Source organism: Arthrobacter sp. D3-18 (assembly GCF_054408525.1).
Genome location: NZ_CP096440.1, coordinates 4,027,433 through 4,040,507 on the forward strand (window position 1 = coordinate 4,027,433; position 13,075 = coordinate 4,040,507).

Annotated in this window: 14 protein-coding genes; 8 read left to right on the forward strand and 6 right to left on the reverse strand. The window is 61.9% G+C overall.

Translation table 11 applies throughout. The features are described from left to right. Positions 1–44: 44 nt before the first annotated feature. Positions 45–335: a DUF1540 domain-containing protein gene (locus tag M1D89_RS20820; protein WP_017198375.1), complete on the reverse strand. Its 291-nt coding sequence runs from the start codon at positions 333–335 to the stop codon at positions 45–47. A 195-nt stretch (positions 336–530) separates the two neighbouring features. After that, positions 531–716 (reverse strand): hypothetical protein, encoded by a 186-nt coding sequence (locus M1D89_RS20825; RefSeq protein ID WP_017198376.1) that lies wholly within the window; start codon positions 714–716, stop codon positions 531–533. A 277-nt stretch (positions 717–993) separates the two neighbouring features. Here M1D89_RS20825 and purS point away from each other — a divergent pair, with 277 nt between their 5' ends. Genes purS through purL form a run of 3 tightly spaced genes read left to right on the forward strand, consistent with a single transcriptional unit; the run spans position 994 to position 4,323 of the window. After that, entirely contained in the window at positions 994–1,245 is a 252-nt protein-coding gene (purS, locus tag M1D89_RS20830; protein ID WP_011773385.1) for a phosphoribosylformylglycinamidine synthase subunit PurS, read from the forward strand. A 1-nt stretch (position 1,246) separates the two neighbouring features. Beyond that, entirely contained in the window at positions 1,247–2,017 is a 771-nt protein-coding gene (purQ, locus tag M1D89_RS20835; RefSeq protein WP_498646582.1) for a phosphoribosylformylglycinamidine synthase subunit PurQ, read from the forward strand. Further along, entirely contained in the window at positions 2,014–4,323 is a 2,310-nt protein-coding gene (gene purL, locus M1D89_RS20840; protein ID WP_091465170.1) for a phosphoribosylformylglycinamidine synthase subunit PurL, read from the forward strand. The genes purQ and purL overlap by 4 nt, the downstream gene beginning before the upstream one ends. A gap of 48 nt (positions 4,324–4,371) precedes the next feature. On the opposite strand, the gene M1D89_RS20845 is transcribed toward purL, so the two are convergent. From M1D89_RS20845 to M1D89_RS20855, 3 genes are read right to left on the reverse strand one after another with little or no spacing between them, the layout of a single operon-like run. Then, a complete protein-coding gene (locus tag M1D89_RS20845) occupies positions 4,372–5,790 on the reverse strand; it encodes a putative bifunctional diguanylate cyclase/phosphodiesterase (protein WP_498646584.1) in 1,419 nt (472 codons plus the stop codon). After that, the gene (locus M1D89_RS20850) at positions 5,787–6,290 is read right to left on the reverse strand and encodes a hypothetical protein (RefSeq protein ID WP_498646586.1); all 504 of its coding nucleotides are present in this window, start codon (positions 6,288–6,290) and stop codon (positions 5,787–5,789) included. Before M1D89_RS20850 ends, M1D89_RS20845 begins: the two co-directional genes overlap by 4 nt. Further along, positions 6,287–7,465, reverse strand: a complete 1,179-nt coding sequence (locus tag M1D89_RS20855; RefSeq protein WP_498646588.1) for a GGDEF domain-containing protein — start codon at positions 7,463–7,465, stop codon at positions 6,287–6,289. Before M1D89_RS20855 ends, M1D89_RS20850 begins: the two co-directional genes overlap by 4 nt. 153 nt (positions 7,466–7,618) lie before the next feature. On the opposite strand from M1D89_RS20855, the gene M1D89_RS20860 reads away from it, so the two are divergent. Continuing rightward, positions 7,619–7,912 (forward strand): DUF503 domain-containing protein, encoded by a 294-nt coding sequence (locus M1D89_RS20860; RefSeq protein ID WP_091465163.1) that lies wholly within the window; start codon positions 7,619–7,621, stop codon positions 7,910–7,912. A 6-nt stretch (positions 7,913–7,918) separates the two neighbouring features. Here the strand turns inward: M1D89_RS20860 and M1D89_RS20865 are convergent, their stop codons facing one another. Then, positions 7,919–8,560, reverse strand: coding sequence for a GntR family transcriptional regulator (locus M1D89_RS20865; RefSeq protein WP_498646591.1), 642 nt, complete (start codon positions 8,558–8,560; stop codon positions 7,919–7,921). Positions 8,561–8,724: 164 nt separating this feature from the next. Between M1D89_RS20865 and M1D89_RS20870 the strand changes: the two genes are divergently transcribed. Genes M1D89_RS20870 through M1D89_RS20885 form a run of 4 tightly spaced genes read left to right on the forward strand, consistent with a single transcriptional unit; the run spans position 8,725 to position 13,073 of the window. Beyond that, entirely contained in the window at positions 8,725–10,092 is a 1,368-nt protein-coding gene (locus M1D89_RS20870) for an MFS transporter (RefSeq protein WP_498646593.1), read from the forward strand. Further along, positions 10,089–10,883, forward strand: coding sequence for a carbon-nitrogen family hydrolase (locus tag M1D89_RS20875; protein ID WP_498646595.1), 795 nt, complete (start codon positions 10,089–10,091; stop codon positions 10,881–10,883). The genes M1D89_RS20870 and M1D89_RS20875 overlap by 4 nt, the downstream gene beginning before the upstream one ends. A 10-nt stretch (positions 10,884–10,893) precedes the next feature. Next, positions 10,894–11,589 (forward strand): DUF2848 family protein, encoded by a 696-nt coding sequence (locus M1D89_RS20880; protein ID WP_498646597.1) that lies wholly within the window; start codon positions 10,894–10,896, stop codon positions 11,587–11,589. Then, positions 11,586–13,073, forward strand: coding sequence for a 4-hydroxyphenylacetate 3-hydroxylase family protein (locus M1D89_RS20885; protein WP_498646599.1), 1,488 nt, complete (start codon positions 11,586–11,588; stop codon positions 13,071–13,073). Before M1D89_RS20880 ends, M1D89_RS20885 begins: the two co-directional genes overlap by 4 nt. The last annotated feature ends 2 nt before the right edge of the window (positions 13,074–13,075 follow it).

The following is a 13,075-nucleotide window of genomic DNA, read 5'->3' on the forward strand; positions in this document are numbered from 1 at the left end:
GGGCCTGACCTCCATGGAGGTCAGGCCCGCTTTTGCGAGAACTATCAGGCGTGCTCGTACGTCAGGCAGTCGGCGGCTTCGCGGCCGGGACCAACCTTGACATCGTGTGCCTCGCACATGAGGTTGTTGTTGTGGACGCACTCGGAGCGCTGGCAAGCACCTACGTGGGCGAGGACCTTTGGAAGGCCGCCCATGGCATTGGTGTCAATGAACGTTGCGCAGGAAGCGTGGTCCTGGCTGCCACCGATGGTGATTCCGAATGCGGTGCAACCATTGTGGTTGAATCCGCACGTACCAACGCTACAGGCGGATACTTCGGCAATGTGTTCGGTCATTGTTCCTCCTGGTGTGGATCCTGAAAGGTACTGGCACTTGAAAGGTACTGGCCCTTGAAAGGTACTGGGGGCTGAACCCCTGGTGTCCTTCCAAACTACGCCGGAATCACAACATTTAACCGCTTTGAATAGCGCATTTGTATGTGCCCTAATCCGCGTCATTCCGGCGAAAATCGGCCCTTAGGAGGTTAGGTCCTACTTACTTGGAGTGCGTAGGGCGTCACTGATCCTGGCCCGCGTTTCCTTGTCCAAAGGTGCGGTGACGCGATGCTCCCGTGCGGCTCTGTCCGCCATGATTTTCTGGATGACCATCCGGCCCAGACCTGCAAAAACGGCTGCGGCCACTACGCCCAGCACCATCGATTTCGGTTTCTCAGCCATGCCGCAATCTTAGTGACGGCGGACAACCGCGGCCAGCGATTTCTTTCATCACGGCGGGGTGCCCTCGCGCAATCCGCCTGAATAGGGTATGTGCCTTGATCCCGGTAGAATAGGTGTGCAAGCTCGCGGAGCGCCCCCATGCCGTTCAAACATTGCAGTTCACAACGTGTTTAGCCCTGTGCTAAAACGCTGTTTGGATGTGGCTGAACGGCGTGAGACGGCACCTCCGCGGCAGCCTTATTTAAGGTTCACCCAACTCACGCACAGGAGTTACCGGATGCCCCGGATCGTCGTTGACGTCATGCCCAAGCCCGAGATTCTGGACCCCCAGGGGAAGGCCATCGTGGGTGCTCTGCCCCGCCTCGGCTTCAACAGCTTCAGCGCAGTCCGCCAGGGCAAGCGCTTCGAACTGACCGTCGACGGCGAGGTGACCGACGCTATCCTGGCCCAGGCCCGCGAAGCTGCCGAGACTCTCCTGTCCAACCCGGTGATCGAGGATGTTGTCAACGTCGAGGTCGTCGAGGCCTGATATGACGTCGATTCCCCTGATTGGCGAGGCAGTGGCCGTCGCCGCGGAGCCCCGCTTGGCCGGCGCCAAGATCGGCGTCGTGACCTTCCCCGGCACCCTTGACGACCGTGACGCCGCCCGTGCAGTGCGGCTTGCGGGTGGCACAGCAGTTTCACTGTGGCATGCAGATACCGAACTAGGCGACGTTAACGCTGTCATCATCCCCGGCGGTTTCTCCTACGGTGACTACCTCCGCGCTGGTGCCATTTCGCGTTTCGCACCGCTGATGTCCAAGATCATCGATGCTGCCAACTCCGAGGCAAAGCTCCCGGTATTGGGTATTTGCAATGGTTTCCAGATCCTGACTGAGTCGCATCTGCTGCCCGGTTCCATGATCAAGAACGACCACCTGAAGTTCATCTGCCGCGACCAGACGCTGCGAGTGGAGAACGCCAACACCGCTTGGACCGTGGACTACGCGGACGGCCAGGAAATCATTGTGCCGTTGAAGAACCAGGACGGCCAGTACATCGCCGACGAGAAAACCCTGGATGCCCTTGAGGCTGAGGGCCGTGTGGTGTTCCGCTACGTTGGCTTCAACCCGAACGGCTCCCGCCGTGACATCGCCGGTATCTCCAACGCAGCCGGCAACGTGGTGGGCCTCATGCCGCACCCCGAGCACGCCGTCGAGACCGGGTTTGGCCCCGAGTCCCTTGATGGTGCTCCCCGCGACACCGACGGCCTCGGTTTCTTCACCTCCGTTTTGACCAAGATTGTGGGAGGCGACAAGTGACCACGGAAACCACCAAGAAGTTCAACATCGACACCGTTGAACACGCTGCCAAGACCCCGGACACGGAACTCCCGTGGGCTGAGCTGGGCCTGAAGCAGAACGAGTTCGACGAGATCGTCAAGGTACTCGGCCGCCGCCCCACCGGCGCCGAGTTGGCCATGTACTCGGTTATGTGGAGCGAGCACTGCTCCTACAAGTCCTCCAAGAACCACCTCCGCCAGTTCGGCGAGAAGGTCACCGAGGAAATGAAGAAGGACATGCTGGTTGGCATCGGCGAAAACGCCGGCGTCACCAACCTGGGCGACGGCTGGGCCGTGACGTTCAAGATCGAGTCCCACAACTCGCCGTCGTTCGTTGAGCCTTACCAGGGTGCCGCTACCGGCATCGGCGGAATCGTCCGCGACATCATTTCCATGGGTGCGCGCCCGGTTGCCGTGATGGACCCGTTGCGTTTCGGCGCGATCGACCACCCGGATACTGCCCGCGTCATGCATGGTGCCGTTGCCGGCATCGGCGGCTACGGCAACTGCCTTGGCCTGCCGAACATCGGCGGCGAAATGGTGTTCGACTCCGTCTACCAGGGCAACCCGCTGGTGAACGCACTCGCCGTGGGCGTCATGCGCCACGAGGACATCCGCCTGGCCAACGCCTCCGGCAAGGGCAACAAGGTTGTCCTGTTCGGTGCGCGCACGGGCGGCGACGGCATCGGCGGCGCTTCGGTGCTGGCCTCGGAGTCCTTCGATGACACCAAGCCCTCCAAGCGTCCGGCCGTCCAGGTGGGTGACCCTTTCGCTGAGAAGGTCCTCATCGAGTGCTGCCTGGAGCTCTTCAAGGGCTCCCTGGTTGAAGGCATCCAGGATCTCGGCGCTGCAGGCATTTCCTGCGCCACGTCCGAGCTCGCTTCCAACGGCGACGGCGGCATGGAGGTCGAACTGACCTCGGTCCTGCTGCGCGATCCCACGCTGACCCCGGGCGAGATCCTCATGTCCGAGTCGCAGGAACGCATGATGGCCGTTGTCACCCCGGAAAACATCGCAGCCTTCGAAGCTGTTATGGACAAGTGGGCCGTGGAGTACTCCTGGTTGGGTGAGGTCACCGATACAGGTCGCCTCATCATCACCTGGGAAGGCGAAGTAATCGTCGACGTCGATCCCCGCACCGTTGCGCACGACGGGCCGGTCTACGACCGTCCGTTCGCCCGCCCGGAGTGGCAGGACTCGGTCCAGGCCAACTCCTTCACCGGATCTGTTGAGGACGCCGGCCGGCCGTCGGCTCCCTCGGAGCTGGCTGCAGCCGTCACCGAGCTCGTCGCATCACCGAACATGTGCAGCAAGGACTGGATCACCAAGCAGTACGACCGCTACGTTGGCGGCAACACTGCCATGGCCTACCCGGACGATGCCGGCGTGGTCCGCGTTGACGAAGAAACAGGCTTGGGCGTTGCCCTGGCAACGGACGCCAACGGCCGCTACACCTACCTGGAGCCTTACCAGGGTGCACAGCTCGCGTTGGCTGAGGCCTACCGCAACGTTGCCACCTCGGGCGCTGTTCCGATGGCCGTCAGCGACTGCCTGAACTTCGGTTCCCCCGAGGACCCGGATGTTATGTGGCAGCTCGCCGAAGCCATCCGTGGCCTCTCGGACGCCTGCATGGAACTCGGCATCCCGGTCACCGGCGGCAACGTCTCGCTCTACAACCAGACCGGCACAACGCCGATCCACCCATCCCCCGTGGTGGCAGTTCTGGGCAAGCTCGACGACGTCGCCCGCCGTACGCCGTCGGGTTGGCGTGAGGACGGCCAGGCCATCTACCTGCTGGGCACCACCGCAGCAGAGCTGGACGGTTCCGAATGGTCCAACCTCCGCGGACACCTTGGCGGTTTGCCCCCCAAGGTGGACCTCGCAGCTGAGCGGGCATTGGGCGAGATCCTGATCAACGCTTCACGTGACGGCATGGTTGACGCAGCACACGACCTCTCCGAAGGTGGCCTCGCGGCTGCCCTGGTTGAGTCCTCGCTCCGCTACGGTGTGGGCGCCCGCATCGCCCTTGAAGAACTCATGGAGCGTGACGGAGTGGACCTGTTCACTGCCCTCTTCTCTGAGTCGCAGGCCCGGGCCATCGTGTCCGTGCCGCGCTCCGAGGAAGTCCGCTTCAAAGACATGTGTACTGCCCGCGGCTTCGCCCACCTCCGGATCGGCGTTGTTGACGCTGCCGGCGGAAAGCTGGAGATCAACGGCGTGGATGAGCTCTCCCTGGACGCTCTCCGCGAAGCACACGAAGCCACTCTGCCGAAGTACTTCGGCTAGAAGCAGGCAAAACAACGCGGGGCCACTTATGTGGCCCCGCGTTCCTGTTTAAGCCGGCCACACCACTTGCCTGGCCAACTGCTCAGTGAACTCCGCTTCCGGCAACGGCCGCCCGAAGTAATACCCTTGCCCGCTCGCGCAGCCAATACTCCGGAGCGCCTCTGCTTGTTCGGCGGTCTCAATGCCCTCCCAAACACCCTCCAGGCCACAGGAGCGGATGACTTCCTGGATGGCGGCCAGGAAGCCGAGTTGCGAAGGGTCTTTGCCCAGGTCCCTTACGAATTGCCGGTCTACTTTTACCCGGTCCACCGGTAGTTTCCGCAGGTAGCCCATGGACGAGTACCCGGCGCCGAAGTCATCGATCTCGAGTCCGACTCCCAGCCTGTGCAGGCTTGCCAAGGTGTATCGGTCCAGCTCGTTGTTGTGGATGATGGCGCTCTCGGTGAGCTCCAGCACCAGTGATTCCGGGGTCAGGCTCTCCTCGGCCAGAGCCTCACCGACGTCGTCCACGAACTCGAGGCTTTGAAGGTCGGCGGCAGAAACATTGATGCGCATGGAGAAATCGTGCTGCTTGGTGGCCGGATTATTCCGCCACTGTCGCAACTGGCCCACAGCCGTCCGCAGGACCCACCTGCCCAGTTCCGCGATCAGGCCAGTGGCCTCCGCAACGGGAATGAACTGGTCCGGCATGATCAGCCCATGAAGGGGGTGGTTCCAACGGACCAAAGCCTCGCAGCCTTCGATCCTGCCCGTGGAGAGCTCCACAATCGGCTGGTAGAAGAGAACCAATTGATCAGAACGGATCGCTTCGCGGAGTTCCCCCACTATTTGCCGCTGGAGTTGCCGCGCGTGAAGGGTGGAAGGATCGAAGACTTTGAGCTTGTTCCGGCCCTCGTTTTTGGATTCTTCCATGGCCAGATCGGCCTCTTGCAGAAGGTCCTCGATGCTGTGATGTGGTTCAGCGGTGCGCAGCCCAAGGCTTGCGCCGCAGCGGATGCTGTTGTTGCCGAGGTCGATGTTCGGCTCTAGCGCGGCCATGATGCGGTTCCCGACGGCGGCGGCCCGGCTTTGCGGGGTGGCGGGCAAGAGCACCGCGAATTCGTCGCCACCCAGGCGGGTGACGACGTCGTTCTCCCGGACGGCCGAGCGGATGCGCATGGCAACGGTGACCAGAATCTGGTCCGCCGCGGCATGGCCGGCGGAGTTTTTCAGCGCCTTGAACCCATCCACGTTCAGGAGGAGAAGTGCCGGCGGGACGGCCCCGTTGGCCGCGGCTGCCTGGGCTTCAATGAAGGAATTCACCAGTGCTTGGCGGTTGCCGAGCCCGGTCAGCGCGTCTGTAAGGGCCTCGCGGCGCTGTTCATAGCGTGCTCGGTGGAGCTCCTCCATCAGCGACTGAACGTGCCGCTCCAGTTTTTCGATCCGTGAATCAGCGGGGATCAACCTGTGGGGCTTGGAGCCTCTCACGACTCTTCCAAGCGCCGCAGGCTGGAGTCGGCGACAGCCTGCGGTTTGGCCACGGGGTTACGGCGTTCGTCCAGGAACAGCCGGTATGAGGCAATGTCCAGCCTGCCATCAGGCTCCACCTTGTTTCCGGCGCGGTACACGTGGGTGATCCACGCCCCGCCAAGGATCGCCTCAATCCAGGCGTCGCATTCTGCGAGCGGGAGGTGCACGCGGGTGCCGGTGTTCCTGCGGTGGCCGGCGATGGACACTGTGATGCAACTGCCCAGGAGGCCCTTGTCCGCAGTGAACCAGGCGAGGCCTTCGACGTCGGCCACGATGGTGAGGTTTGCGTTGTTGTCCTCCACCGACTGAACGGGACCCATCCTTACTGAGCGCCGGTCAGCGTTCAGCATTGTGGGTGTTCCAGCTTTGTAGGGCGGGCTGGTGATGCCTTGCCGGAACGCGGACAGTTCCTGGGTGTGCTGGATCTGGATCCGGGTGGTGAGTTCGTTGAAGGTCATGATCGTGCCTCATCCGCGATAGTGGCCGCCTCAAGGCGGTCGGCTCCTACAATCCTGTTTCTTCCTTGCGCTTTCGCGCTGTAAAGGGCTGCGTCCGCTACCTCGATCATGAAATTGAGGTCGGCTGCAGCGGGAATGCTTGACGTGACTCCGTAGCTGACGGTGGGGAACACAACGCCCTCTGGAGTCGGAAGAGCTGCCATCCGGCGGCTGATTTCCGTAGCGATGTTCTCGGCCCGGTCCTGCGTAGCTCCCGGCAGGAAGAGGACGAATTCTTCGCCTCCATAGCGTCCAATGAAATCTGTAGACCTGACCGAGGCCGTGCAGGCGTCAGCGAATGCCTGCAAGGCCACATCCCCTGCCCCGTGACCATGTTCGTCGTTGACTGCTTTGAAGTGGTCCAGGTCGGCCAGGACGATGGCGGCGCCGGAGCCTGTGGCGTGAAGGCGCTCAAGCTCCGTCGTGGCGAGGTCCAGGAAGGCTCCACGATTGAGGAGTCCCGTCAGATGGTCGCGGGTGGCACGTTCCCGGAGGCCTTTGATGAGTTGGTCGCTGGTCAGGGCCGTCATGCTGAAGGACACTGTGACAAGAAGAACCATCGATATCAGCGCTGACGGTCCGGCCCCAAAATACGTACGGAACGTGTAACTGCCCGGACCTTCGAGGGCATAAACCATCCAGCGGCCCAGGTAGTAGGCGGCCAGCAGGCCGGCGGCGATGGACAGGGCTTTGTGGACTTGCGAATGCGAAGACTTGATAAACCAGAGGTCATACGCGGCCAACGCTATGCCCAACGTCATCATGGCCAGATAGACGAAGCCTCCGGACCAAACGTTGCTCCCCGGGTTTTCCAGGAGGGATGCAATAGCAGTGACGGCCGGACCAAAAGCCAGTTGCCATGATGCGGCTTTCCGGTCCCGGAGGGTCTTCGCTCCGGCCCACACGCTGAACGCGCCCGCCACCACCAGGACGTTGCCCAAGGGGTTGGCCCATTGCTGGTGGGGGGTTCCGTTGAGGAGGAAGGCGGCATTACCCGCCATGAACTCGAGCAGAGCCAGGCTCCACCAGCCTGCATACGGCGAGCGCGTGCGGTGGAATGAAGTACAGAACAGCACCAGGAGGGTCACTGTGACCACACCCAGCGCGACCCTCACCGAGAATGCATCGAGCTCCATGTCCAACCCCCTCAGCTGGTCACCCTCCGGCCTTTGAATTCAGTGTCCCGGGGCTTACTCAACCTGAATGCGAATTTTGCTCAAGATTGGCTCAAGATGCGATGCTGCCTGCAACTGCAGCCTGGTTTCACTTTCCTGCAGCGATAATGAACCATGTGGATCGGCTGGATTGAGTTCGACGTCCTCTTGGGCGACGTCCATAGCCTCAAGGAGAAGCGCTCGCTAGTACGGCCCCTCGTGGCTGAGCTCAAGCGGCGCTTCGAGGTGTCAGCCGCTGAAACGGGCATGCAGGACCAACATCGGCGAGCGCTGGTGGGTGCCGCTGTGGTGGCCGCCGACCACGCGCACCTTCAGCAAGTGCTCGACGCCGTTGAACGGTTCGTGGCTGCCCGGCCTGAGTTTGAGCTGCTGAGCGCACGGCAGCGGGAGCTGCACAGCGAGGACTAGCAGGGCTTAGTAGCCAATGACCGCCAGGCGGGTGGAGTCCAGGTGCGCATCAATGGCTTTGTGGGCCGCGTCGAGGCTTCGGCTGCGGAGGGCGTCAACAATCAACTGGTGTTCGCGGAGGACATCCCCGGCGCGATCGGTGCCTTGGCTGACTGCCTTGACACCGATCCGGAGCTGCTTCTGCCGAAGGGAAGCATAGAATTCGGCAAGCACAGGATTGCCGCCCGCCCGGACCATCAGGGTGTGGAATTCGGTATCCAGCTCAATAAAGCGGGCAGGGTCTTCCCGCGCTTCCTGTTGCTGGTCAATGATGCGCTGGAAGGCATCGATCTGGGAGTCGGGCATGGTCTCCACGGCTGAGACCGCCCACTTTTCCACTACCGATCTGGCCTGCAGGATGGCCCGGACATCGGGGTCCGAGATCGGCGGGACGTAGGCGCCTTTGTGGGGGACGCGCTTAACGAAACCCTCGGCTTCAAGACGAAGCAAGGCCTCACGCACAGGTGTCCTTGATGTGCCGGTGGTCTTTGCCAGGACTCCTTCGTTGAGGAAGGTTTCCTCCTCACGAGGGAGCGCTGCGATGTAGCTTTTCATCCACTGGTAGGCCACTTCTGGCTGCGACTGTGCAGTGGGGGTCATCTGGATCATGCAGAGCCTTTCTCGCCTAGCCCAGTATACGAGCTGCATTCAGAACCATGAGGGGTCCCGAAAAAACTTCTGGTTTAAATATAGACAGGTTGTATACAACTCGTCTACAGTCTTCTTAGTGACACCGCTCACGCACCGGAATCTCCCCGCAAAAGGACCCCACAATGACCGAATTGAAGAAAGCAGAACTGAGGCGACAGAAGCACTCCAGCCTGCCCGTCGTTGCTGCTTCGAGCCTCGCCGGCACCGCCGTCGAATGGTATGACTTCTTCCTCTACGGCACCGCGGCCGCGCTGGTATTCAACAAGCTCTACTTCCCCACCGACGATCCCATGGTGGGCACCATGCTGGCCCTCGGAACATTCGCAGCCGGTTTCCTTGCCCGTCCCATCGGCGCAATAGTCCTGGGACACCTCGGCGACAAGCATGGTCGTCGAGCCACCTTGGTTGCCAGCCTGATGCTCATGGGCGTGGCTACAACCCTTATCGCTTTCATCCCCTCCTACGCCGCCATCGGGCTGGCAGCACCTTTGCTCCTCCTGCTGCTCCGCCTGATCCAAGGCTTTGCCCTGGGCGGTGAGTGGGGCGGCGCCGTCCTGCTGGTTTCCGAACACAGCAATGAGAGCACCCGGCGCGCTTTCTGGTCCTCCTGGCCAAACATGGGTCCGCCCCTGGGCAACCTGATGGCCGCAGGCGTCCTGGCCATCCTGGCCGCCACCATGCCGGAGAGCGAATTCCTGGCATGGGGCTGGCGCATCGCGTTCGGATTGTCCGCCCTGCTGGTTGTCATCGGCCTCATCCTGCGGCTCTACGTGCAGGAAACCCCGCTGTTCAAGGAAGCACAGCGCAAGCGCGAAGCCGAAGGCAACAAGGAACGGAAGCTGCCACTGACCATCCTGTTCCGCCGCAACTGGCGTGAAATCCTTATCGCCACCGGCAGCCGGATGGGCGAAAACGCAGGCTTCTACATCTACTCGCTGTTCATCATCACGTACGTCACCCAGATCATGGGGCTGCAAAGGCAAACGGGCCTCACCGCCGTCATGATCGGCCAGGGCGTCGCCGTCGTCGCCATTCCCATCCTCGCCGTCTACGCAGACAAGGTGGGCCGTAAACCAATCCTGATTGGTGCCTCGATCGCCACCATGGTGTGGGCCTTCGCGTTCTTCTTCCTGCTGAACACCGGCCAGGTGTGGGGCATCATTGCCGCAGCTGTGGGAGGGCTCCTGATCTTCGCGGCGTACAGCTCAGTGATCGGCGCGTTCTTCTCTGAGCTCTTCCCCACGGACGTCCGGTACAGCGGAACCTCAGTGTCCTACAACCTGGCGTCGCTGATCGCAGGTTCGTTGTCCCCCATCATCGCCTTGGCTCTCTACAGCGCTTTCGGCACCGGCTACGCGATCGGCATCTACCTCGCGGCCATGGGCCTGATCTCCATGGTCTCGGTGATGTTCGCCAAGGAAACCAAGGGCCTGAAGCTCAGCGATCTGGACAAAGACTTGACCCCAAGCCTGGACAAGGAACAAGCATGAAAATCGCACTCGTCCAAGTGGCCAGTCCGGACTCCGAAACCCGTGAGGAACGGATTGATCGCGTGGAAGCCATCCTTCGGGGCATCAACGGCGCAGAACTCATCGTGCTTCCTGAACTCTGGAGCGCCGGCTACTTCCACTTCGATGCCTATGAGGACCTCGCGGAAACATTGGACGGGCCAACAGTCTCCATGTGCTCGCGGGTAGCGGCGGACCTGGGTGTCTACCTTCACCTCGGCAGCATCATCGAGGCGGGTGAGGACGGCCAGCTCAGCAACACCTCCATCCTGCTGGGGCCGGACGGCAGCGTGGTCCACACGTACCGGAAGATCCACGTATTCGGCTACAAGTCCAAGGAAGCCAGCCTGCTCACTGCCGGCTCCTCACTTCCCGTAGTCCCACTGCCGTTCGGCGCCGTTGCCGGCATCACCTGTTACGACCTCCGCTTCCCCGGGTTGTGGATGGAGTTGAGCACCCGCGGTGCGGACATCGTGATCGTTCCCGCAGCCTGGCCCGCTGCAAGGCGGGAACACTGGCGGTTGCTCACCACTGCCAGGGCCTTGGAACACCAGATCTTCGTGATCGCCTGCAACGCCGCGGGCAACCAGGAAGGCGTGGACCTTGGCGGTTATAGCCGGGTGGTGGACCCGGGTGGCAACGTCATTGCCGAAGCGGGCTCCGACGAAACCGTGCTGATGGTGGACATCGATCCCCTGCAGGTGCAGGCCGTCCGTGAAGAGTTCCCCGTCATCGGCGATCGCCTTCCCGCCTACAACACTTTGACTGTCTAGAGGAAACCCAATGCAAACACAGGAAACCACAAGGCAAGTCCCGCTCACCTTCAGGGTGGTGGGCACCGACCAGACAATCGTCGTCACCGACTTCCATGCAGTAGTGGCCGGCTACACGGGCCGCGATCCCAAGGCAGTCCAGCATCACATCGATGAGCTCGCCGCAATCGGCGTGGCTCCCCCACCGGAGGTTCCCATGTTTTACCGGATGGACTCGGACCTGTTCGAGACCTCGGGTGAACATGACACCACCGAGAACCTGACGTCCGGCGAGATCGAGCCCCTCTACATCCGCCACGACGGAAAGTACTACCTCGGTATCGGCTCCGACCACACAGACCGGGACATTGAAGCCCGCGACATCGGCGATTCCAAGCGGGCATGCCCCAAGCCTGTCTCAAACGAGGTAATCGCTGTCGAATCACTGGAAGACCTGGATCTCGACGAATGCACCGCCCGTTCATGGGTTGATGGGGCCCTGTACCAGGAAGGTTCGCTGAGCGGCCTCCTCAAGCCGGCCGACGTCGTCGAGCGTCTTCTGTCACGAACCGACATCGGCGACGCTGATTTCATGTGCTTGGGAGGCACGCTTCCGCTCCTGAACGGGAAGTTCGTCGACGGAACTTCCTGGAAGTTGGAGCTCTCCTTCCCGAATGGGACCACCATTGAACATAACTACAAAATCAAGAAAGGCTCACTCCGATGAGAACCGGAAAGCAGTATTTGAAGTCCCTGAACGACGGCCGGACGGTGATCCTCGACGGCGAGGTAGTCGGAAACGTCCTGGAGCACCCGGCCTTCGCGAACGTTGCCCGGACCATGGCCGAGCTGTTCGACATCGCAGCCGATCCTGCCAACGGCATGCAGTTCCACTCGGAAGAGATCAACGCACCGGCCAACCGCACCTTCGCCGCTCCCCGCACGCAGGAAGAGCTGGTCCTTCGCCGCCAGGCAATCGAAAAGTGGGCCAAGCACACTCACGGCTGGGTGGGGCGCAGCCCCGACCACGTTGGAACTTTCTTCGCCGCATTCGGTTCCCACCCGGACGTCTTCAAGAACGACGAACGGGACTTTGCCGGCAACGTGGAGCGGTACTACAAGAAGATCCTGTCCGAGAATCTGTACCTCTCCTACGCGATCATTCCCCCGCAGGTTTCCCGCGCAACCACAGCGTCCGGTTGGGAAGGCGAATACCTGCAGGTCGGCGTCGTACGTGAGACCGAGGAGGGCATCATTGTCCGCGGTTCGCAGATGCTCGCCACCGGCGCCGCCATTGCCGACGAAGTGTTTGTCACCTGCATCAAGCCCCTTGGCCCGGACGATGTGGACTTCGCGGTCAGCTTCGCCATCCCGGTGGCAACCGACGGACTCAAGCTGTACTGCCGCCGTCCGTTCGCGCCTGCTGCGACCAGCGAGTTCGATTACCCGCTGACCAGCCACTACGACGAGCCCAACGCTTTGGTTGTTTTCGATGACGTGCTCATCCCGTGGGACCGGGTGTTCATCAACCGGAACATCGAGACCCTGCGCCGTCAGTTCTTCGACACCGGCGCCCACGCCCTGGGCAACTGGCAGGCCCAGATCCGGTTCTCCACCAAGCTGAAGTTCATCGCCTCCGTTGCCCGCAAAGTTGCGCAGGTCAACGGAACGGACAAGATCCCCGGCGTGCAGGAGAAGCTGGGCGAGCTCGCCGCCATTGTGCAGTCCGTTGAGTCAGCCGTCCTCGCCGCCGAATACACAGCAACCACGGACGACGCCGGCATGAGGGTTCCGGGCAAGAGCGCACTTTACGGGGCCATGGGCTTGCAGTCCGAGACGTACCCGCGGGTGATTTCCATCCTCCGCGACCTGGTAGGCGGAGGCGTCCTGCAGCTGCCGTCCAGCATCGCCGACATGACCAGCAGCGTGACACGTCCGGACATGGAGCGCTACGTCCAGTCGCCGGGCGTTGCCAGCGAGGAACGAGTCAAACTGTTCAAACTTGCCTGGGACATCATCGGTTCTGAGTTCGCCGGCCGCCACCAGCAGTACGAAATGTTCTACGCCGGTGCGCCGTTCGTGGTCCGCGGTGCCTACACCTACAGGAACTACGGCTATGACGCACTGGTTGCGGAGCTGGACACGTTCCTCGGTTCGTACAGCATCGACAGCACAGTCAATGGGACCGGCACCGGCATCGAAGGAGCATAGCC